The sequence below is a fragment of the Serratia sp. LSHTC3 genome, from assembly GCF_057197125.1.
The window spans coordinates 223,956-246,881 of record NZ_JBXUNP010000003.1; the positions used below are offsets into that span (position 1 = coordinate 223,956).

Genomic DNA, 22,926 nt, shown 5'->3' on the forward strand with positions numbered 1-22,926 from the left:
AAACGGCGTTATAGCGAGTTTTACTGATTGATTGCGATATTAATAAAAAGGCGCAGCAAGCTGCGCCCTGATGAAGAGGCGGGGCGATTACAGCGTTTTCAGCATGGTGACTTCACAATCGACGTGGCCGGTGGCGCCCATCGCGTGGTCGATGTGTTCGAAGCCCAGATGTTCGTACAGCGCAACGGCCTGCGTCAGGCTGGCGGTGGTCTCGAGGTAACAACAGCGGAAGCCGTGCTGGCGGGCGAAATCCAGCGCCTGCAGCGCCAGGCGTTTCGCCAATCCCTTGCCGCGCAACACCGGCAGGAAATACATCTTCTGCAATTCGCAAATATCGTCTGCGCCGCCCTGCAGCGGCGCGATGCCGCCGCCGCCGGCGACCTGGCCGTCCACTTCGATCACCCAGTAAGCGCTGCGCGGCAGGCTGTAGAGCTGATACAGGGTGTCCAGATTGGGATCGGAGACGGTATAGCCTTTATCCGCCGTCAGGCCGTGCTCGGCGGAGACTTCGCGAATGACGTGAGCAATGGCGGGATTGTCTTCCGCCGTGATGGGGCGCACCAGCAGGCGCGCCGGGGTTGCTGTTGTCATGTTTACACTCGCCATTGAAAGAGACCACGTTCGTTTTTCATTTTTATCGCAGCGCGAAACGCGCCGGGGATTATTTCCCGGCGGCGTCCCTGCAGCAGTAATATCTTGTAATAACATCTAACCCGGCCCGGATGCAACGGCGATAAAAAAACAGCGGGGAAGACCCCGCTGTTTTCAGGCGTTGGCGTGAGCCGGTGGATTACAGCGCGGCGATGGTCGCCTGCTGTTCCTGCAGCTTCACTTTGCCTTCTTTGCAGGCCGCCAGGCGATCGCGCTCTTTGGCGACCACCGCTTCCGGCGCGCGCGCCACGAAGCCTTCGTTCGCCAGCTTGCCTTCGATCGAAGCGATTTCCGCATCCAGTTTGCCCATCTCTTTGGCCAGACGCGCGATCTCGGCGTCCTTGTCGATGAAACCGGCCATCGGGATCAGCAGCTCGGCGCCGTCCACCAGCTTGGTGACGGAGACCGGGCCTTTCTCACCGGCCGGCAGCAGCGCGATGGATCCCAGGCGCGCCAGGCGGGCGATAAAGCTTTGGTTCTCCTGCACACGGCGCTGGGCGTCGGCGCTGCAGTTGCGCAGCAGCACGTCGAGCGCTTTGCTTGGCGCGATGTTCATCTCGGCGCGGATGTTGCGCACGGCGATGATGGTTTGCTTGATCCACTCCAGATCGTTCAGCGCCTGCTCGTCTTCCAGCGCGGCGTCGTAGGCCGGGAACGGCTGCAGCATGATGGTGTCTGCGGTCGTGCCGGTCAGCGGCTTCACGCGCTGCCAGATGGTTTCGGTGATGAACGGAATGATCGGGTGCGCCAGGCGCAGCAGCGCTTCCAGCACGGTGATCAGCGTGTGGCGGGTGCCGCGTTGTTCGGCTTCGCTGCCGTTGCTCACCACCGGCTTGGTCAGCTCCAGATACCAGTCGCAGAACTGGTTCCAGGTGAATTCGTACAGGATGTTGGCCGCCAGATCGAAGCGGTAGGTATCCAGCGCTTCGCGGTAGGCTTTCACCGTGCGGTTGAATTCGGCCAGGATCCAGCGATCCGCCAGCGACAGCACTTTCTCGCCGCCGTTGAAGCCGCAGTCGTGCGCTTCGGTGTTCATCAGCACGAAGCGGCTGGCGTTCCACAGCTTGTTACAGAAGTTGCGGTAGCCTTCCAGGCGCTTCATGTCCCAGTTGATGTCGCGGCCGGTCGAGGCCAGCGCCGCCAGGGTGAAGCGCAGGGCGTCGGTGCCGTGCGGCTCGATGCCGTTCGGGAACTGCTTCTCGGTGCGCTTGCGGATCTTCTCCGCCAGCTGCGGCTGCATCATGTTGCCGGTGCGTTTTTCCAGCAGATCTTCCAGCGAGATGCCGTCGACCATGTCCAGCGGATCGATCACGTTGCCTTTCGACTTGGACATCTTCTGGCCTTCGTCGTCGCGGATAAGACCGGTCATGTAGACGGTCTTGAACGGCACCTGCGGCTTGCCGTTTTCATCCTTGATGAAGTGCATGGTCAGCATGATCATGCGCGCGATCCAGAAGAAGATGATGTCGAAGCCGCTGACCATCACGCTGGTCGGGTGGAAGGTTTTCAGCGCGTCGGTCTGCTCCGGCCAGCCCAGGGTGGAGAAGGTCCACAGGCCGGACGAGAACCAGGTGTCCAGCACGTCTTCGTCCTGGGTTAGCACCACGTCGGCGCCCAGGTTGTTCTCGCTGCGCACTTCTTCTTCGCTGCGGCCCACGTAGACTTTGCCGTTCACGTCGTACCAGGCCGGGATGCGGTGGCCCCACCACAGCTGACGCGAGATGCACCAGTCCTGAATGTCGCGCATCCAGCTGAAGTACATGTTTTCGTACTGCTTCGGCACGAACTCGATTTGGCCCTGTTCGACCGCTTCCACCGCCACTTTGGCCAGCGGCGCGGTGCGCACGTACCATTGGTCGGTCAGCATCGGCTCGATCACCACGCCGCCGCGGTCGCCGTAAGGCACCGTCAGGTCGTGCGGTTTAATCTCGTCCAGCAGGCCCAGATTTTCGAAGGCGGCAACCACCGCTTTACGCGCCGCGAAGCGCTCCAGGCCGCGGAACTCGGCCGGGATCTCGTTGCAGTAGTCGGAGCAGACTTCGCCCAGGGTGTTGAACACTTCCGCTTCCTGACGGATGTCGCCGTCGAAGGTCAGAATGTTGATCATCGGCAGGCCGTGGCGTTTGCCGACTTCGTAGTCGTTGAAATCGTGCGCCGGGGTGATCTTCACGCAGCCGGTGCCTTTTTCCATATCGGCGTGTTCGTCGCCGACGATGCGGATGCGGCGGCCGACCAGCGGCAGAATGATCTCTTTGCCGATCAGGTCTTTATAGCGCGGATCTTCCGGGTTGACCGCCACGCCTGTATCGCCCAGCACGGTTTCCGGACGGGTGGTGGCGACCACCAGGTAGTCTTTGCCCTCGGCGGTTTTCGCGCCGTCGGCCAGCGGGTAGCGCAGGTGCCACATGGAACCTTTGGATTCGCGGTTTTCCACTTCCAGATCGGAGATGGCGGTGCGCAGCTTCGGATCCCAGTTCACCAGGCGCTTGCCGCGGTAGATCAGATCTTCTTTGTGCAGACGGACAAACACTTCGCGCACTGCGTTCGACAGGCCTTCGTCCATGGTGAAGCGCTCGCGCTCCCAGTCCACGGAGTTGCCCAGACGGCGCATCTGGCGGGTGATGGTGCCGCCGGATTCCGCTTTCCACTGCCAGATCTTATCGATGAACGCGTCACGGCCGTAGTCGTGGCGGGTTTTGCCTTCTTCTGCGGCGATCTTGCGCTCCACCACCATCTGGGTGGCGATGCCGGCGTGGTCGGTGCCCGCCTGCCACAGGGTGTTTTTACCCTGCATGCGCTGATAGCGAATCATGGTGTCCATGATGGTCTGCTGGAACGCGTGGCCCATGTGCAGGCTGCCGGTGACGTTCGGCGGCGGGATCATGATGCAGAAGCTTTCCTGGCTGGTATCGCCGTTCGGCTTGAAGTAACCCTGATTCTCCCAGTGATCGTACAGCTTCTGTTCGATCTGTTTTGGGTCGTATGCGGTATCGAGCTGACTGTTTGTCTTTTCCATTCTTTATCGTATTCAGTGAGTTGGCGGCGTAGCCGTGGTCAAATGGAAGCCGACGCTGCGATAGGCCTTGTAACGGTCGCGCGCCAACTGTTTCAGAGTGTCTTCGTAAGGAACGAAGTCTACCACTTCATGGAAAGCGGTAGCAAAATCGGCAAACTGCGGCAGCAGGGCGATCAGCAGATCGCGCGGGGCGTTGCCGCGCTTGCCGGGCCAGCACAGTTCCACCGGCGCGCCGTAGTGCGGCCCTTCGCCGGCCAGGTTGTGCGGCACGAATTCATGCGGCTCGCGCTGCCACAGCGCTTCGTCCAGCCGCTGGGCCTGCTCCTGGCTCTCGCAGGCGATCAGCACCCGCTTGCCGGCGCGGAAGCCGTTGGCGGCAACGGCGCAGGCCACGGCCTCATGGGCGCTGAGCGCGCCTGACGGTTCCGCGTTGTCGAGCAAATAAAACGTCGCCTGTTTCATTAAGGATCCACCGCTGCCGATAAAAAAACAGGGCACAACATGTAGGTTGCGCCCTTTTTGGGAACGGAGCAGATAACTCTACCCCTTCGCTGCTGAGAGGATTATATACCCAATAGATTTCAAGTTGCAGCTAGGCGGCAAGTTCGTTCATCCCCAGGAGCTGACATCAAGTCAGTGACTGGGGTGAACGAATGCGGCCAACAACGCTGCGGCTTGAAAGATGAAGGGTATTTAATCGTCGCCGTTCAGGCCTGCACGGTTCAGTAAGAACTGCGACAGCAGCGCTACCGGGCGGCCGGTCGCGCCCTTGGCTTTACCGGAGCGCCAGGCGGTGCCGGCGATATCCAGGTGCGCCCAGGTGTACTTGCGGGTGAAGCGCGACAGGAAGCAGGCAGCGGTGATGGCACCGCCAGGGCGACCACCGATGTTCGCCATGTCGGCGAAGTTGGAGTCCAGCTGCTCGTAGTACTCGTCGGCCATCGGCAAACGCCAGGCGCGGTCGCCGGCCTGCTCGGAAGCGCCCAGCAGCTCGTGCGCCAGCGGGTTGTGGTTCGACATCAGGCCGGTGATGTGGTGGCCCAGGGCGATCACGCAGGCGCCGGTCAGGGTGGCGATGTCGATCACCAGCTCCGGCTCGAAGCGCTCGACGTAGGTCAGGGTATCGCACAGCACCAGGCGGCCTTCGGCGTCGGTGTTGAGCACCTCGACGGTCTGGCCGGACATGGTGGTCAGCACGTCGCCCGGACGGTACGCCCGGCCGCCCGGCATGTTTTCACAGCCGGCCAGCACGCCGATCACGTTCAGCGGCAGGTTCAGCTCCGCCACCACGCGCATCACGCCGTACACGGTCGCCGCGCCGCACATGTCGTATTTCATCTCGTCCATGCCGTCGGCCGGTTTGATCGAGATGCCGCCGGAGTCGAAGGTTAGCCCTTTGCCTACCAGCACGATCGGCTTAGCGTCCGGATTTGGGTTGCCCTTATATTCCATCACCGACATCAATGATTCGTTCTGCGAACCGGCACCGACCGCCAGATAGGCGTTCATGCCCAGCTCTTTCATCTGCTGTTCGCCGATGACGCGGGTGGTGATGTTGGTGCTGAAGGCGTCCGCCAGCTGACGGGCCTGCGAGGCCAGGTAGCCGGCGTTACAGATGTTCGGCGGCATGTTGCCGAGATCTTTGGCCGCCTTGATGCCGGAAGCCACCGCCAGGCCGTGCTGGATAGCGCGCTCGCCGCTGGTGAGCTCACGGCGGGTCGGCACGTTGAACACCATTTTGCGCAGCGGACGACGCGGCTCCACCTTGTTACTTTTCAGCTGATCGAAGGTGTAGAGCGTCTCTTTGGCGGTTTCCACCGCCTGACGCACTTTCCAGTAGGTGTTGCGGCCTTTCACGTGCAGCTCGGTCAGGAAGCAGACCGCTTCCATTGAGCCGGTGTCGTTGAGGGTATTGATGGTTTTCTGGATCACCTGCTTGTATTGGCGCTCATCGAGCTCGCGCTCTTTGCCGCAGCCGATCAGCAGGATGCGCTCGGAGAGAATGTTGGGCACATGGTGCAGTAGCAGCGTCTGCCCGACCTTGCCTTCCAGTTCGCCACGGCGCAGCAATGCGCTGATATAACCATCACTGATTTTGTCGAGTTGTTCTGCGATAGGGGACAGGCGGCGCGGTTCGAAAACGCCGACTACAATACAGGCACTGCGCTGTTTTTCCGGGCTACCGCTTTTTACACTGAACTCCATGCACTCTCCTGAATCTTAAAGACAAAGGCGGACGCTACGGCTAGAATAATCGACTCCGTAACGATCTCCCGCCATTTGAGTTAACGGATTATGTTAACCTGAACGGCGTAAATTGCTCTGTTTTGGCGACTATAAGCAAGTTCCTATAGGACACCCAAACGGCTTGATGTTGTAATACTATTTTAGCTGTGAAGGTTGCCATATGATGAGAATAAATGGCGGATTAGCGATGAAATTATCGATTTTCCTGCAAAAAGACAAGTTTTCACAGGCGTAATAAGCGTGATCATCATAAGATATCTGGTACGGGAAACGCTCAAGAGCCAAATCGCCATCCTGTTCATCCTGCTTCTGATCTTCTTTTGTCAGAACCTGGTCAGGGTGTTGGGCGACGCGGTGGACGGCAATATCCCGACAAACTTAGTACTCTCTCTGCTCGCGTTGGGCGTGCCGAAAATGGCGCAGCTCATCCTGCCTTTGAGCCTGTTTCTCGGCTTGTTGATGACGCTTGGGCGGTTGTATACCGAGAGCGAAATCACCGTCATGCACGCCTGCGGGCTGGGCAAACGCACCCTGATTATCGCCGCCATGATCCTGGCGCTGTTCACCTCTGCGGTCGCGGCGGTGAACGTGTTTTGGGCCGGCCCCTGGGCCTCGCGCTATCAGGACGTGGTGGTGAACGAAGCCAAGGCCAACCCGAGCATCGCCGGGCTGGCGGAAGGGCAGTTCAAACCCTCGCAGGACGGCAACGCGGTGCTGTTTATCGGCAACGTGAAGGGCAGCACCTTCAACGACGTGTTCCTGGCGCAGCTGCGGCCGAACGGCAACCAACGCCCGTCGGTGGTGGTGGCCGAGCACGGCAACATCGTGCAGCAGAAAGACGGCTCGCAGGTGGTGACGCTCGACAAGGGCACCCGTTTTGAAGGCACCGCGCTGCTGCGCGACTTCCGCATTACCGACTTCACCGACTACAAGGCGGTGATTGGCCACCGCACCGTGGCGGCGGACAACACCGAATCCGAACAGATGTCGATGCAGACGCTGTGGGAATCCGACGATCCGGATGCGCGCGCCGAGTTCCACTGGCGCCTGACGCTGGTGGTGTCGGTGGCGCTGATGGCGCTGCTGGTGGTGCCGCTCAGCGTGGTGAACCCGCGCCAGGGCCGCGTGCTGAGCATGCTGCCGGCCATCCTGCTGTATCTGATCTTCTTCCTGCTGCAGACCTCGCTGCGCTCCAACGCCGGCAAGGGCAAGCTGGATCCGATGCTGTGGCTGTGGCTGGTTAACGGCGTTTACTTCGCGATCGCGCTGGCGCTGAACCTGTGGGATACCGTGCCGATGCGTAAGCTGCGCGCACGCCTGAGAGGAGCGGCCTGATGTTTGGCGTATTAGACCGGTATATCGGTAAAACGATTTTCAACACCATCATCATGACGCTGTTCATGCTGGTGTCGCTGTCCGGCATCATCAAGTTCGTCGATCAGCTGCGCAAGGTCGGCCAGGGCGAATACACCGCGCTGAGCGCCGGCATGTACACCCTGCTGAGCGTGCCGAAAGACATCGAGATCTTCTTCCCGATGGCGGCGCTGCTCGGCGCGCTGCTCGGCCTGGGCCAACTGGCGACGCGCAGCGAACTGGTGGTGATGCAGGCTTCCGGCTTCACCCGCCTGCAGATCGCCGGCTCGGTGATGAAAACCGCCATTCCGCTGGTGCTGCTGACCATGGCGATCGGCGAGTGGGTGGCGCCGCAGGGCGAGCAGATGGCGCGCAACTACCGCGCCCAGCAGATGTACGGCGGCTCGCTGCTCTCCACCAAGAGCGGGCTGTGGGCGAAGGACGGCAACGACTTCATCTACATCGAGCGCGTCTCCGGCGATAAAGAACTCTCCGGCGTGAACATCTACCACTTCAACGATCAGCGTCGCCTGGAAACGGTGCGCTATGCGGCTACCGCCAGCTTCGAGAACGGCCTGTGGCAGCTTTCGCAGGTGGACACCTCGGATCTGACCAACCCGAAACAGGTGACCGGCACCCAGACGCTGACCGGCGAATGGAAAACCAACCTGACCCCGGACAAGCTGGGCGTGGTGGCGCTGGATCCGGATTCGCTCTCCATCAGCGGGCTGCACAACTACGTGAAGTACCTGAAGCAGAGCGGCCAGGAAGCCAGCCGTTACCAGCTCAACATGTGGAGCAAAATCTTCTCGCCGCTGTCGGTGGCGGTGATGATGCTGATGGCGCTGTCGTTCATCTTCGGCCCGCTGCGCAGCGTGCCGATGGGCATCCGCGTGGTGACCGGCATCAGCTTCGGCTTCCTGTTCTACGTGCTGGATCAGATTTTCGGCCCGCTGAGTCTGGTGTACAGCATGCCGCCGGTGCTGGGCGCGTTGTTGCCGAGCATGCTGTTCCTGCTGATCAGCGTGTATATGCTGCTCAAACGCAAGTAGCGGGGCGATCGGTAGTGAAGAAAGGCGTGGCCGCGGGGCCGCGCCTTTTTTGTTGGTGCGGCATCCCCCCGTCTGCGGTTTTTGTCGTGTTATAGTCACTTCAGCGGCAATGCAGGGAGAGGGAGCAGGCAGCCAATGGAAGATGAATATAATCTCAGCAACATTATCGGCAAGCGCCTGGAAGTGGCACTAGGGGAGTTGGGCAATCTCCTGTGGGCGTATGTGGTGTTATCCAAAAAAGACATTGCCTGCATCTTCGGCGTCACCAACTACCCGAGTGAATGGGTAAAAAAGTATCAAGAGCAGGGGTTGCAGTACATTGATCCGGTAGTGCTTACCGCCCGCAACCGCCTGACCCCGTTCGCCTGGGACGAGCAAATCATGGCCGACGCAGGGCTGCACTTTCCCGAACTGTTCGAACAGGCCCGCGAGTTTGGCGTGACGCACGGCTATACCTTCGTGCTGCACGATTACAACGACAACCTCGTCACGCTTTCCTTTGCCTTCAATGCGGAACAGAAAACGGAAGCCATCCAGGCACTCACCGATCGTAAAGGCGATATTTCGGTATTGCTGGCCTCAATCCATGAGTCGTACCTGGCGCTGTCCCCACTGTCAGCAAAAAACGCCGCAGCCCTAGAGAGAAACGCCCGCTTTACCGACAGGGAAAACGAGATCCTCTATTGGGCCAGCGTGGGTAAAACCTACCAGGAAACGGCGATGATCCTCGGTATAAAGACCGGCACCATCAAGTTTCATATGTCCAACGTCGTCAAAAAATTGGGGGTCACGAATGCCCGACATGCCGTGCGCCTGGGGATGGAGCTGCGGCTGATTAAACCGGTGGAGTGATGGGCTAGCTAGCCTGTGGAATACTGAGGCAACGACTGCGCAGAACTCATCAGCCGGGATACGTCTAAATGGAGAAAATATCGGCTGGCGAACAGCGTCTTTCGATTCGGGAAATGACGGGCGTTAAATCGGTATTGAGTTGGCCGCGTGGCGATTAACGTGAAGGCCGCAATAGCGTATCGGCTCCGATCTCTGCGATATGAAATAATCACCACACTGAACTTATAAAGGTCTAGTAAGGGACTGTACTTTAGTCTAACTAGTTTCTCATCCCTTGAGGCGATACACTTTCCCGGTAATGTTTTGATAAAAAATACAAAAAAAAACCTGACCGCGTAGGGCCAGGTTGCCAATATTGGCCAACACCAGGGAAAATTTTGTTACACCATCTTAAAGCTATTAACTCCGCATAGGCAAGCGATCTCAGCTGGTTTTTAGGCATTAACCAGCCATTTTGTTAGGTATGTGCGCTATTTTCTGGTGATTTAAGATAAAGCCCATCTAATAGAATTATTCTTTCTCCTTTGAGAGCACCATTCCAATTTTTTTATTTCCTGCCTGATTTTCACCAATGAGAAAATAGTGTTCTCGAAATGTTGCGCAACCTCATTCTTTATTGGCTGACACATGAATGTGCAATTATTTGCAGCATTGCCATTGCGGCTGGGGATTATTTTATTTTTGATAGGAGCTGGTGGCTATGAGGAGGGAGGCTGGCGCGGCCTTCCGCGTAGTGGGTTCCTGAACCTGTTTCACTAGCTGGCGAGCGGTTCTGGCTAGTAGGAAGGAGTGACGTTCGGCACATGAGCCATCATTGTTCTGTGCAACGACCCTGGAATCTGGAATCGGACGGTATCGTGTGAGCGTGGTGTGCCTCATCCCCAGATGCTCGTTGCAACAGCCTGCTCATCATCAACAGGGTTATGAAGGGCGCGTAGCGGGAAGGAGGGGCGGGCAAACGCGCGTGGCGGCGGTTTTTTCGACACTTAACTCATTGAACAACGGATAAGTGTTGCGTGCTGGTCGCGGGAAGGTATAATTCACCCGTTTTCCGCATACTACTTCAGTGCCGAAGTGGCGAAATCGGTAGACGCAGTTGATTCAAAATCAACCGTAGAGATACGTGCCGGTTCGAGTCCGGCCTTCGGCACCATTAAGTACCGCGCGAACAAGAAGCCACCGAAAGGTGGTTTTTTTGTGTCTGGAATTTGCCTGCCGCAATTACCTACCCACTTTACTCTGTATTGACGTATTTCCCATTTCAGTGAAAACCGGATCTTCCTGATGCTTTCCTAAGGCCTATCTGATTGACCCTAAAGGTTAAAATGACGTTTCATTGAACTCTTTCGGATCAAGGAGTTCCAGGATGGAGCCACAACAGGAAGGGATCACGCGGGCGTTAACACCGGGCGAAGTCAATCTGGCGCGTTCGGTGTTTGGCAGCACCATTTTCTATCAGAGCGTGTTGGTTCACTGCGACAGCTACCTGCCGTTTGGGCTCCAGAATCAGTACACGGCGATGAGCCCGAATGGGGAGTTGTACTTTCGTAGGTCACTCTATGAAAGAGATTATGCGAGCCAGGATCCTGAAGCTCAGCATCTTTTCATTCATGAGATGGCACACGTTTGGCAGCACCAAAAGGGCATGTGGGTACGCACCCGTGGGCTTCTCAGTTGGGCGGTAAGTTATCAATATCGGCTTGATAAACCTTTGCTGCGCCACTACAGCATGGAACAGCAGGCATCGATAATTGCGGACTATTTCATTCTCAAGAGATATGGGGCGAATACCTTCTTCCGCTTGCCAAACAGGAAACTCATCGGGATAGTGGACAGAAGGACATTGTCACAATTTCACCCCATTATCAGAAGCGCAGGGCTGCCATTATGAGAAAATATTTATTCCTTCTTCTTCCTCTTTTTATCTCGGGTTGCCCAATCGGTGACAGGTTTAATCTCTATCAAGTACAAAGTAAGATCGTAGACGGTAAAGTCTGCGTCTTTTTTAATGAGAGCGATATCGTAAAAAACGAATCCATACTGAATATCGCCATCTGGAAGCAAGGGGGCTATACCTACGTATACGAAAAATCATATGCTTACAGCCCGATAACGTTGGAGGCCAACAAATGTGTTCCAGGTGTCGGTGAATTTAGTTTTATCGCTGGTGAAGGATACACCGTGTTGGTAAGAACACCGCTGAATTCATATCGAACCAGTTTTGTTGTGATGAAGAAAGGTGAAAGTATTATGTTGAAGTCTGATTAGAGTTTAACGATATGTTTTAACTAACTATTGTCATGCGAATAATTTATTAACTCTGTAGGAATTCAATCTGTAACTGGAAGAGCAGGACTGCCACTATGAAAAAACTCTTCTTACTCTTTATTCCTCTTTTTATCTCTGGTTGCCCTATGGGGGATAAAGTCAATTTACGCCCGGCAAAAGCAACGACTGTAGGTAGCAAGATCTGCGTTTTTGTTGATAAGGATGACATGGAAAGAGAATAGTCCATTCTGAAAGTAGCCATATGGAAATATGGCAATGATAATTATGTCTATGAAAAGTCATATGCAAATACGCCTGTCGCGTTGGAACCGGGGAAGTGTGTGCCCGGCATCGGTGAGTATGATGTTATCCCTGGTGAAGGATACAGTGTTATTGTCAGTACGCTTTTACATCCGTATGAAGCTAGGTTTGTCGTGTGGAAACGGGGTGAGGAGGTTATGTTGGAGCCGTATTAGGTTTTAATGTGATAGCGAAATAGATCATCGCACTGATAATGAATTTTATTTCTTTCTAAATGGTGCTATTCATGAAGGTGATAGGAATATATGTGTTGCTAGGATTAATTAAAATGATTTTTCTAGCTGTTTAAAATTCTTTTCTCTATGAAAAGTTAGCAGCTACTTACGACGGTGCATCCATAGCTGCTATATCAGGATGATTAACTAGCTATCTTTTTCACTTTCTTATTTTTCAAATAACTGATTGCATCATCTAACCATTCTGGCTGTTTTAAACTATCTACAAACCATATTACGAACTTTTCAGAGTATCTATGTCTCTTGTCAATTTCAAAATGCATAGGGGACTTCTTGTTGTTTTGAATTTTGTGTTTACTAATTACAGCTCTGAATGAATATCGAGTGATCGAGAACTCACTTTGCTGATTGTTTATTCTTTCAATGGCTGTCCCTTCATAATAAGGATGGGTGATATCGGGATCTCTGACCTCTCTAATAATAATGGCATTATGGCCTGTCTCACCTATGCCTAATGACAAATCACTCTCTTTAGTATTTTTTGTTAGCGTTAACTTATAGTCCACTGGTATTGTGAATTCTACAGAATCATATTCACTTGCATTTTTATTGAATCTTCCCAGAAACTCTTCAGCTACTGCTGCTGTCATACTCCCATAGTTTTCTTTAATAATAGAGATATCACTCTGTGGACCATCAATAACTAAGCTGAGCATTCCAATGCTTTGGCCTGATAACGGTGATGAACCTGTTTCATTTAAATATCGCTGTTGATAGTTCAGTACATTTGCTTGGAAGAGTCTTGACAACTCGGGCTGTAATTCAGGGATAAGTAAGTGTATCGCGCTATCTCGTAATTCAACTAGTGTTTCTAGATTCTTCCTGACGGGATCATTCTGTTGTAATCTTTTATTTAGTGCATCACTTATACTAATCGAATGGCCACTAGACTTGAATACAGTATCCAAACTTAGCGCTTTAATTAATTCAGCCTTAAGCAATAATTCCCACGCATTGATTGAAAGAATGCAAAATGCTTCAACACGGTTATCTAAGCTTGGCCTGTTATATACTTCAAGTGAAAGGATGAAAGCATCTAAACTGCGCTTTAATAGTCCTTTATATATCTTCAACTCAGGTGTGACGGTTTTTGCTTTCAAAGATTGAGACATCATTCTTATAAAATCATCATTTGATAATTTTAATAGCCCATCACATCGCCATTCTTTTTCATTGATTGGGTGTAAGTAAACGCCGTTTAACTTTTCATTAATATATTTTCTGATGCTATTTTCATTGTAGCCGGTAGAGTTAACAAGATCTTTTATAGAGAACTTATGATTGTTTTTTTCATGTAACCTAAGTGAGTCCAAGAGTTTCAACTGTTTTTTTGAACGATTCATCAGATGTTATCCTCGCAAGCCTAAATTATTAGAGATGGGAGGTGAGGTGCCCTCCCTTTGTATTTATTAGCTGGTCCAATTATACGAAACAACCTCGGCTTGTTTCAAAATAAGCTCAACGGCGCCTGCGGTTTTATCCGGAGGATATTTATATTTACGCAGTGTTTGTCTTACCAAAATACGCAGTCTGGCACGCACACTTTCTCGTACTTGCCAGTCTACCGTAGTGGACTGTCGCAGTTTCAAGGTAACTTCAATTGCCAGTTTTTTGAGCGTGTCGTCACCTAGTTCACGCACAGCACTTTCGTTTTCTGCTAATGCATCGTAGAACGCGATCTCATCCGGATTGAGACCTAGAGCATCGTCGCGTGCCATGGCTTCTTGGAACTCTTTAGCCATCTGTATAAGCTCTTCAATTACCTGTGCAGTTTCTATTGCGCGGTTATTGTACTTAAGCAATACGGCCCTAAGGCGATCTGAATACTTTTTCTCCTGTACTACGTTATTTTTTGTACGAGCATGAATGCCGTCGTTCAACAACTTCTCCAGCAATTCAACGGCCAGATTACGCTGAGGCATTTCACGCACTTCTTCTAGAAACTCTTCTGAAAGTAAGCCGATATTGGGTTTTCCCAACCCCGCCAGTGCAAACACATCATCCACCCCTGTCGCAATAATAGCGTTATCAAGGATTTTACCGAGCAGCGTGTTTTTCTCTGACTGGCTGAATTTCTTGTCGGTTGTCGTCAGCTTGATAATCGCTACTTTCACCGCTGACAGAAACGCTACCTCTTTTTGCAATGGTTTGGCTTCATCCAGCGTACTGCACAGTGACCAGGCTTTGTTCATTGCCAGTACGACATCAAAAAAGCGTTTTTTACCATCATCGAGGCCCAGCACGTAATCTGCAGCTTTGAGTAAAAACCGTTGGGGTACTTCTTCAAAACCAGTGTAATCAAACCCGGCAGCGGTTGGTGTTTTGGCAAACATGCCGTGAATCACATCCAGCTTTTCAAGCAGAATAGCGAAAGCTTCATGAGCATCGATAGTGGTCTGCCCCTTACCTTTTGAATCGGTATAGGTTTTCAAAGCTTGCTTCAGCTCGTTAGCAATCCCGATGTAATCGACCACCAACCCGCCAGGTTTGTCTTTAAAGACTCGGTTAACGCGTGCAATGGCCTGCATTAGGTTATGTCCGCGCATTGGCTTGTCGATATACATGGTATGGCAGCAGGGGGCATCAAACCCGGTAAGCCACATATCGCGCACAATCACCAGTTTTAGCGGATCGTTGAGATCTTTAAAGCGCGCTTCAAGGCGTTTTTTGGTCTGCTTATTGTAGATGTGCGGCTGCAGGAATTTATTATCGGAGGCTGAGCCGGTCATGATGATTTTGATTTCACCCTTCTCAACATCATCGCTGTGCCATTCAGGACGTAAGGTGACCAATGAATTATACAGTTTCACGCAGATTTCACGGCTCATGGCAACAATCATCGCTTTGCCATTCATTGTGGCATTACGGGCCTCAAAATGCTGAACCAGATCGGCAGCCACCTGATTGATACGCGGTTCAGAACCTACAAGTTTTTCTAGGCGGCTCCAGTCGCCTTTAGTTTTCTCTTTCTGATCGGTCTCTTCGTCTTCGACCAGCTCATCAACTTGCTCAGAGAGCGTTTCCAGCTCTTCGTGGTTAAGGTCGAGTTTTGCCAGACGTGATTCATAGTAGATAGGCACGGTTGCGCCATCTTCCACCGCATCCTGAATATCGTAGATAGAGACGTAATCACCAAATACCGCGCGAGTATCTTTATCTTCTGAAGATACAGGTGTTCCGGTAAAGCCCATAAACGATGCATTGGGTAATGCATCGCGCATATGTTGGGCGTAACCGTACTTATAAGCGCCTGTTTCGCGATCCAACGTGGCATTAAGGCCATATTGACTGCGGTGCGCCTCATCGGAAATGACGACGATATTGCTGCGTAGATTGAGCGCTGGGTGAGTTTTTTCGCCGTCCAGCGGGGCAAATTTTTGTACGGTGGTAAAAATAATTCCGCCTGATTCACGGGCATTGAGCATCTCGCGGAGTTGGTCGCGGTCGTTCGCCTGCAACGGTTCCTGCTTAAGCAAATCTTGCGCCTGGCAGAACGTGGCATAAAGTTGTCCGTCGAGATCGTTACGGTCGGTCACTACCACGATGGTCGGGTTGTTCATTTCTGCCTGTTGCAGCAGCTTCCCGGCATAGCAGCACATTGAAATACTCTTTCCAGAACCTTGAGTATGCCAAACTACGCCCGCTTTTTTACTGCCTGGCGTGATGTTGCTGCGTAGCGGCAAGTGTTTGCCGGTAGAGGCCACAATTGTCGCTGCCACCGCTTCTCGCACGGCATGGAATTGATGATAAGCGGCAATCTTTTTAATCAGTCGTTTACCGTCGTTTTCAAACAGGATGAAGTAGCGAATATAGTCGAGTAGCAATTCACGGTTAAAGAATCCTTTAACTACCGTTTCAAGTTGCCACTCAAACAGCGGCTTGTCATCTTCATTGGTCAGCGTTTTCCATGGCAGGAAACGTTCTTCGTTCGCGGTAAGGGAACCAATGCGGGCGTTATAGCCGTCGCTGACTACCAGCGCTTCGTTGCAGATAAACAAATCGCTGAGTTCGTTTTTATAGGTCTGTAACTGATTAAATGCCGCCCAGATATCGGCATTGGCATCAACGGGACTTTTTAGTTCGATAACTGCTATTGGCAGACCGTTGATATAGCAGATGACATCCGGGCGACGCACCTGCTTCGTTCCCTGGATGGCTACCTGATTGACCACCGTAAAGCGATTATTCTTCGGATGGTTAAAATCCATCAACAGTGCTTTATCGTGGATAACGTTATCGTCCTGCTTGAACTGTACCGGCACGCCGTCGAGCAGCAGGTGATGGAAGGCTTTGTTACTGACGATTAGGTCTGGGCTTTGTGCATGGGCGATACGCAATATCACCTCATCCAGAACGGCAACCGGGAGATGCGGATTAATTTTTTGCAGCTGTTCCAGCAATAACGGGCGCAAAAACACATCGTGGAACGAAGCACGCAGCGGATTATCACCGTCGGGCGCGATATCCGGGCCATGTAACACCTCCCAACCCAGTTCAGCAAACCACTGCAGGCTTTGCTGTTCTAAATCGTCTTCACTCAGCATTACTCTTCCTCTCCCTCGGTAATTAACCCTGTTTGCTTAAGCTCAATCGCCAGTTCTAATAAGCTCGGGCGGATCGCTTTTTCTAGGCGGTTCATGCCATCCGTCATCCAGTCAATAATAGTGGGCCAGAGTGCTTTATTCCCGCCATCAAATATTTTTGAGCAGACAATCTGACAGCTTTTCCTCTCTGGTAGCAGTCGCCAGTCGAGTGGTTCACCAAATAGCGATTCAATATGCGTTTTGCGTTCCTTCAGACGTTCAAAAAGCCAGGTGTTTTCAAGCGCATCTCCGCGGGAAATATTAAGCTGCACACGAGCATCTTTTTGCGAAAAAATTAGTTCAAAAGGCACTCCACTTAACCCGGAGCCAGCTGCAAGCCAGTGGTCGGTGGATGGTGCTCTGTTGTTAAACAATGAGCATGGGCTGGTACGGAATTTTTCCAGTGCCATTGCCCAGAATTCGCGGCGCAGATAATGTCGCTGTTGCAGCTCACTGCTGCTGGAAGTAGATTGTTCTTCCGCCTCTTTTTGTGCCATGCCGATCATGTACGATTCTGCTTCCGGCGTTGGGATCACCTGGCGAATATCGACAAAAACATCATCGCCGAAACGGTAGGGTGTCACCTTGAAGCACTGCGCCCTAATACCAAATTGCATCAACCACAGTGCGGTATTGGTGACCTCTTTGCGGAAATTGGCTGCTACCATGATGACGCGCTGGGTACCTTTACGGTTGAGCACCCCTTCTTTCAGGCTTTCCCATCCCATAAACTCCGCAATGACATCAGCCGCTTGACGTTTTTCATTCGGATCATAAAGATCGAGATACATCTGAAAGATTTCAACCACGCTTTCCTGACGCAGATTAGCGCAGTATCCGGCATATTTCAGTGCTTGCCACACCACGTCGCGCCCAGAATCATCAAGCTTGTTCTCGATGATCACCAGATTGCCTTTTTTATCAAGAGCCAGCAGGTCGAGTCTCTCTTTGGTATCGTCGAAACCTGCAAACTCTTTCTGGATAATCAGCAGTTCGTCTTCTTTGTCATCTTTCTTGGTCAGCGCCTGCGGATTTTTTGCCAACCATTCTTGCAAATGATCGCGCTCACGAAAGCCGAGGCTGCTAAAAGAAACTTCGAGCAATGACTGAAGGGTATTGTTAGGGCGGTCAATTTTATACATTTTCCACCTCACCTATAGCCTGCTCGACTTCCGGCAGAGTGATTTCACCGGAGAGGAGTTTGGGGAGAAGGGTGTCACGGAGTTGGGTTAACGTTTTATTCTGCGCATTGTTAATTTCAATGAATGAATAATATTCACCAACTGCTTTTGAAAAAGCGTTTGAAATTTTCTTATCAGGATGTACGCACTGCCAGTCCATTATGGCTTTTTTATCACCACGAGGCATTTTCACACCTTTAGAGGTAAGCATCATGAAATTAAAGAAAACCTCTTGATAAAGAAGGTTGTAAACATATTCTACATTGACTGAATCTCGTGCTTCAAAGGCTAGTACATCCGCCGAACGTCCTCCCTTGAAACGAGCCAACCAAATTTTCTTAAAATAAGGACGAATATTGGAAATTAGAACGTGTCCACATCTAAATTCAGGAACGCTATTTACTGAGGGCAGTGAGGAGGCTGTAGAAATACCAGCCCGATTTTCCAGCATATTTTCAGTAGAAATATACGTTTCAGGCGTCAGAGAGCAAACATCGACTTTACCGTTGGCAAAAGTAGCAATGTCGCTCAAGGGCCCATGACACCATCCCTCAGGAATCTCCCCCAGCTCACTGTCCTGCATCGCAGACGGAAACAAATCTGCCGTAACTTTTAACTCAGCATATTGCTCTGGATGTTCATGCTCAAACACCATCAGCGCATCAACATCTTTCCCGGAAATCGCCGTCATGGCAGCAAGCATCGCCTCTTCCTGTGAACCACCCGATTCCAATACCGTGATTTTGGCTTTTACCGGTTCAAAATCGACAAACCAGCTTTTGAACAGGGTTTGGGCCATTTATTCGAGGGTTTGATTGATTTTCCGGTTGTTGATTATTTTATCATCCAAACAAGATAAAATGTTGCCAATCTTTTTTTGCTGTTCAAGTTTTGGTGCGTAAAACTCAATTTTTTCGAACAGTGATTTTTTTAAAATTGGTGTTCTTGTCGCTGTTGCTCCAAGGTTGAATATCTCGGTTCTTTTATCACTAAGTATATAGTATAAAAAATCAGTATCGATAATCTCATTGTTTGGAATAATTGTATTGATTTGTTGGTTTGTAACTGCCGCATTTTTAACAATTGCGGATTTTCCCATTTGCCACCCGATGCAAGAGACAACTATCCCACATTCAAATCTCTGTTTTGCTAGCTTAGCTTCCCCCTCATCGGATAAGGTTCTTTGGGTTCGCTCAATGTACTTGTTATCTCCCATATCTGTTGGGGTAACAAAAAGTACATCCCCACCGAAATATTTTTCTAAAGTTCCTGGTGGTGTTTTCCCTGTAACAACATTTTTTGAAACATCTGCAATAGTATATTTCTTCCATTCAAAACTCATAACCCAGCCCCCCCAGATTCGCCTTAATCTGAGCTTCCAGTTTCGCACTCTCTTCCAGCTGAGTTTTAAGCTGCGCCGTCAGCCGTGCCATCTTTTCAGCAAACGGCTCATTGTCTTCTTCCTGCTCGGCAGAGCCCACATAGCGCCCAGGGGTTAGCACAAAGTCGTTTTTCTGGATATCTTCCAGCGTGGCTGAGAAGCAGAATCCGGCTTCGTCCTGGTAATCTTTATCTTCCTGCCAGGCGTGGAAGGTATTGGCAATTTTAGCGATATCTTGGCGGGTGAAATCACGCAGCACGCGATCTTTCATATAGCCAATTTGTCGGGCGTCGATAAACAGCACTTCGCCCTTACGGTGCGCTTTACCGTTGCTGCCGGATTTGTCCTTGGTCAGGAACCAGATACAGGCCGGGATTTGGGTGTTGGTAAACAGTTGCCCCGGCAGCGCCACCATACACTCCACCAGATCGGCTTCGATCAGGTTACGACGGATTTCGCCTTCGTTATTGGTGTTGGAGCTCATCGAACCGTTGGCCAACAGCAGCGCCATTGAGCCTTTTGGCGCCAGATGATGGATCATGTGCTGCATCCACGCAAAGTTGGCGTTGCCCTGCGGCGGTGTACCGTACTTCCAGCGCACGTCGTTTTCCAGCTTTGCGTTCCACCACTCTTTCATGTTGAACGGCGGGTTAGCCATCACGAAGTCGGCGCGCAGATCCGGGTGCTGATCGTCCAGCAGGGTATCGGCGTTTTTCGTACCGAAGTTAAAGTCGATTCCGCGGATCGCCATGTTCATCGCTGCCAGTTTCCAGGTGGTCGGGTTAGACTCCTGGCCGTAGACGGAGATATTGCGCTTCTGTTCAGCAGCGTTGTAATTTTTCTCACCCGCGTGTTCTTCAATAAAACGATCGCTAGAGACGAAGAACCCACCGGAACCGCTGCACACGTAACATTCACTACTGGTGACATTGGCTGTAGGCAAGGATTTTTCTGCATTACAGGTGATTTCCAAATTGTCCATAGGTTAGCATCTTAACTGGTGACAAAAGCTCAATTTTGTCACCAGCTCATTCAAACCGAATTTTATCAAATCAACCACACGCTAAGCAGATCAGCTTGGCAGAGAAAGACTGCTCAGGTTTCACGATATTCCGGTGATGAAGTTCACGCTCCAAGACGGCTTCAATTTTATGCAAATCTACTTCGTGAGCGCCTATCTTTCCCTTAGGTTTAAACACTGCGTCTATTTGCTTTTCTAAATGAGGTATCCGGTTACCATCGCCATCGACAGCAAGTTTCATGATGGAGTGAACATTGTGTCCCTTTTCGTTGGCAGCCCTTACTTCCCATAAAGAAACGGTTTCACCAGCATTCAGCTCACTAGAAGAGAAACCAAGGCATTCAGGATCAAGATTGCGGTATTTGTCGAGCTGTTCTGCAATCACGGGATGATCCAAACCAATCAAATGCAATTTTTCTGAATTGGTCGCTTCTTTCCGATCCGTGGTAAACCGCATTTTTTCGAGGCCATCTTTCACCAGGGCCAATTGCTTTTGTCCCCGAATCTCAATGACTTCCCCTTCGTATGGCGAGGCCTTCTGCATAAACCGAATCAGATCGTCTATAGATTCCCTGGTATCTGAGAGTGGTGCGTAGTCATCCAAACTGAAGCCATCTAGGTCCTGGAATAGTTCGAATACCGCATCCTTTGCATGACGGGCGTTATCCATCGCCGCTTCAAGCTCCAGTCGGGTGCGTTTAAGCTCTGGGTCTTGCAGTGCCTGCGAATAAAGTTGCTGATAGTTCACCTGCTCAGACAGTTGGCCGAGGATCTGTGATCGAAGGTCTTCTTCCACCTGGCCCTTTTCATCCACTTTGCCGAGCGCCTTGGCAATTTCCTCCAGTTTTTCATCCAGCAGCAGGAAAATGCGACCTTCAATGGTGTCACCCAACACAAGGTTATAAACCTGTGCGGTATCACGCTGTCCATAGCGGTGAATACGACCAATGCGCTGTTCCATATCCATTGGATTCCACGGCAGGTCAAAGTTAAACAGCACCCGTGCATGTTGCAGGTTGATACCTTCCCGACCGGCTGCTGTACAGATCATTACGCGAGGGCCATTAGCCTGTTTGAAGCGCCGTTCTGCCGCGAGTTTACTTCCGTGATCACCACCTTTAAGCACAACCACACCTTGGCCTGGATACGCTTTTTCAATCTGGTCGCACAGCATTTCAACCGTACCCAGATAGGTGGCAAATATCACAATACGTTCCTCTGGGTTTTGTTGCCACAGCACACCCAAAGCCCCAATGAGCTTATCTACTTTAGTTTCACGGGCTGAAGGGAACAGCCCCAGTAGTTCTTTAATGCGGAATCGCTCTTCTGGCAGGGCGTATGCCACAGCATCCATGGCCGCATCTTCAGCGGCGGCTGTTTCCAGCTCATCGGTAAACGTATCGGATGCAGCAGCCAGCTGCTCTTCATTGATCTTTTTAAGGAGGCGACGCTTGATGTCATTCAATATACGGTCGATCTCAAGGTCAGAAAGACGGTCATGACCTAAATCGAACTCAACTCGAATCTGTTCTTTCGCCTCATTAAAAGCAAAGTCTCTGGCGTCGATGTCGAGGTTTTCATCGTGCATCAAGCCCTCATGAACAGTCAGGGCCAACAGTCTTCGTCTCAAGGTGCGATGCACCGCCGCAAAGCTGGACGCCGCAATTTTTTGGAAGATCGTCATTACAAAGCCCAGAGCCGTTCCTTTGCCGCCTTGCTTCTTCGCCAAAGCAAAACCGTCGCGCAGGTATTCATTCAGGGCGTTATAGAAATCGCGCTCCTGATCTGACATAGAAAAGGCTTCGGTATGCACCCAGCGCCTAGCAAACAACGTGGAGCCATCGGCTTTACAGGCGTCGGCTTTGGTGCGGCGGAAGATGATTGGATTCAGGCGGTAGCGTTCTTCCACCATCTCGGTTTCACTGGAAAACAAAGTGGGGTCAAGTAAATCAATCAGCTTCCAGAAACGAAAATGATCGCCCTGGTGTGGTGTGGCCGACAGCAGAATCATATCTCTACTGTGGTCACGTAAGGCTTCCGCCAATTTGTAGTTCTGGGTCTTGCGGGTTTTGCCGCCTTGCTTATAGGCCGTGCAGTGATGCGCTTCATCAAAAACAATCAAATCCCAACGGGGTGCTTCTAGTATTTTCTTGATTCTTGCTGGACGCTTTAAGGTGTCGATGCTGGCAATCAGCAGGTTATGTTTAGCAAACGCATTACTGCGGCGGTCGCTGACATCACCTTCGCGGCCGAATACTTCAAAATTTAAATTGAAAACTTCATTCAGCTCGCGGTGCCAGTTGTTAACCAGACCCGCCGGCACAACCATTAAAGCCCGGTTAAGCTCGCCACGACTGGCCAATTCCCGCAGCACTAACGCTGTTTCAATGGTTTTCCCCAAACCGACTTCATCGGCAATCAGAAAGCGACGTGGGCTCGCGCAGGCAACCCGATGAGTCAGCACCACCTGGTGGGGTAGCAAATCAATCTTGGCTGAAGTCAGCGAGCTGGCTGAATCCTGAAGGGGTAATTCATGCGCCTTCCAGGAGAGCCAGGCTTTCGTGTCACTATCTGTATGGCTGCCAATGCTAGCTACCACGCGCTCATTATGGCTAAGTGCCGCCACCAAGGTGCTGACGGGTACTTGTCGCTCACCCTGGGGAAAGAAGACACGGGCGTAGCCACCCGCTGCCGAGATAACAACACCTTGGCCAAATTCAAAATGGCTGACGCGTTCACCGGGTTTAAAAGTCATGGTTACCCC

The 22,926-nt window shown here is 51.8% G+C and carries 13 protein-coding genes, 1 tRNA gene and 3 pseudogenes; 7 read left to right on the forward strand and 10 right to left on the reverse strand.

The genetic code is table 11. From position 1 onward, the window contains the following. Positions 1–87 precede the first annotated feature (87 nt). The 4 genes from AC2CGI_RS13925 to pepA form a co-directional block, all read right to left on the reverse strand. Positions 88–591, reverse strand: coding sequence for a GNAT family N-acetyltransferase (locus AC2CGI_RS13925; RefSeq protein ID WP_076740862.1), 504 nt, complete (start codon positions 589–591; stop codon positions 88–90). Positions 592–790: 199 nt separating this feature from the next. Beyond that, a complete protein-coding gene (locus tag AC2CGI_RS13930) occupies positions 791–3,667 on the reverse strand; it encodes a valine--tRNA ligase (protein WP_076740863.1) in 2,877 nt (958 codons plus the stop codon). A gap of 12 nt (positions 3,668–3,679) precedes the next feature. Next, the gene (locus tag AC2CGI_RS13935) at positions 3,680–4,129 is read right to left on the reverse strand and encodes a DNA polymerase III subunit chi (RefSeq protein WP_004933353.1); all 450 of its coding nucleotides are present in this window, start codon (positions 4,127–4,129) and stop codon (positions 3,680–3,682) included. 231 nt (positions 4,130–4,360) lie between these two features. After that, on the reverse strand, positions 4,361–5,872 hold the full coding sequence (gene pepA / locus AC2CGI_RS13940; protein ID WP_004933352.1) for a leucyl aminopeptidase: 1,512 nt from the start codon (positions 5,870–5,872) through the stop codon (positions 4,361–4,363). A 282-nt stretch (positions 5,873–6,154) separates the two neighbouring features. Between pepA and lptF the strand changes: the two genes are divergently transcribed. From lptF to AC2CGI_RS13975, 7 genes and pseudogenes are all read left to right on the forward strand, one after another. Continuing rightward, positions 6,155–7,249, forward strand: a complete 1,095-nt coding sequence (lptF, locus tag AC2CGI_RS13945) for an LPS export ABC transporter permease LptF (protein WP_004933351.1) — start codon at positions 6,155–6,157, stop codon at positions 7,247–7,249. Further along, entirely contained in the window at positions 7,249–8,319 is a 1,071-nt protein-coding gene (gene lptG / locus AC2CGI_RS13950) for an LPS export ABC transporter permease LptG (RefSeq protein WP_004933350.1), read from the forward strand. The genes lptF and lptG overlap by 1 nt, the downstream gene beginning before the upstream one ends. 135 nt (positions 8,320–8,454) lie before the next feature. After that, positions 8,455–9,171, forward strand: a complete 717-nt coding sequence (locus tag AC2CGI_RS13955) for an autoinducer binding domain-containing protein (RefSeq protein ID WP_076740865.1) — start codon at positions 8,455–8,457, stop codon at positions 9,169–9,171. 1,068 nt (positions 9,172–10,239) lie between these two features. Then, a tRNA-Leu gene (locus AC2CGI_RS13960) sits at positions 10,240–10,324 on the forward strand. Between the two features lie 213 nt (positions 10,325–10,537). After that, a complete protein-coding gene (locus tag AC2CGI_RS13965) occupies positions 10,538–11,062 on the forward strand; it encodes a type IV secretion protein Rhs (protein ID WP_076740886.1) in 525 nt (174 codons plus the stop codon). Next, positions 11,059–11,439 carry a putative T6SS immunity periplasmic lipoprotein gene (locus AC2CGI_RS13970; RefSeq protein ID WP_076740887.1) on the forward strand — a complete coding sequence of 127 codons (381 nt, stop codon included), beginning with the start codon at positions 11,059–11,061 and terminating at the stop codon, positions 11,437–11,439. The genes AC2CGI_RS13965 and AC2CGI_RS13970 overlap by 4 nt, the downstream gene beginning before the upstream one ends. A 95-nt stretch (positions 11,440–11,534) precedes the next feature. Beyond that, positions 11,535–11,915, forward strand: a pseudogene (locus tag AC2CGI_RS13975) (putative T6SS immunity periplasmic lipoprotein). 203 nt (positions 11,916–12,118) lie between these two features. On the opposite strand, the gene AC2CGI_RS13980 reads toward AC2CGI_RS13975, so the two are convergent. The 6 genes and pseudogenes from AC2CGI_RS13980 to AC2CGI_RS14005 form a co-directional block, all read right to left on the reverse strand. Then, a complete protein-coding gene (locus AC2CGI_RS13980; protein WP_076740888.1) occupies positions 12,119–13,339 on the reverse strand; it encodes a DUF3644 domain-containing protein in 1,221 nt (406 codons plus the stop codon). Positions 13,340–13,405: 66 nt separating this feature from the next. Beyond that, the gene (locus AC2CGI_RS13985) at positions 13,406–16,540 is read right to left on the reverse strand and encodes a type I restriction endonuclease subunit R (protein ID WP_076740889.1); all 3,135 of its coding nucleotides are present in this window, start codon (positions 16,538–16,540) and stop codon (positions 13,406–13,408) included. Next, the gene (locus tag AC2CGI_RS13990; RefSeq protein ID WP_076740890.1) at positions 16,540–17,721 is read right to left on the reverse strand and encodes a DUF4268 domain-containing protein; all 1,182 of its coding nucleotides are present in this window, start codon (positions 17,719–17,721) and stop codon (positions 16,540–16,542) included. The genes AC2CGI_RS13985 and AC2CGI_RS13990 overlap by 1 nt, the downstream gene beginning before the upstream one ends. Continuing rightward, a pseudogene (locus AC2CGI_RS13995) lies at positions 17,714–19,102 on the reverse strand (restriction endonuclease subunit S). Before AC2CGI_RS13995 ends, AC2CGI_RS13990 begins: the two are co-directional and overlap by 8 nt. Next, a pseudogene (locus tag AC2CGI_RS14000) lies at positions 19,092–20,039 on the reverse strand (N-6 DNA methylase); the annotation flags it as partial. The pseudogenes AC2CGI_RS14000 and AC2CGI_RS13995, both read right to left, overlap by 11 nt. Before the next feature lie 154 nt (positions 20,040–20,193). Then, positions 20,194–22,917: a DEAD/DEAH box helicase gene (locus tag AC2CGI_RS14005; protein WP_273873593.1), complete on the reverse strand. Its 2,724-nt coding sequence runs from the start codon at positions 22,915–22,917 to the stop codon at positions 20,194–20,196. Positions 22,918–22,926 lie beyond the last annotated feature (9 nt).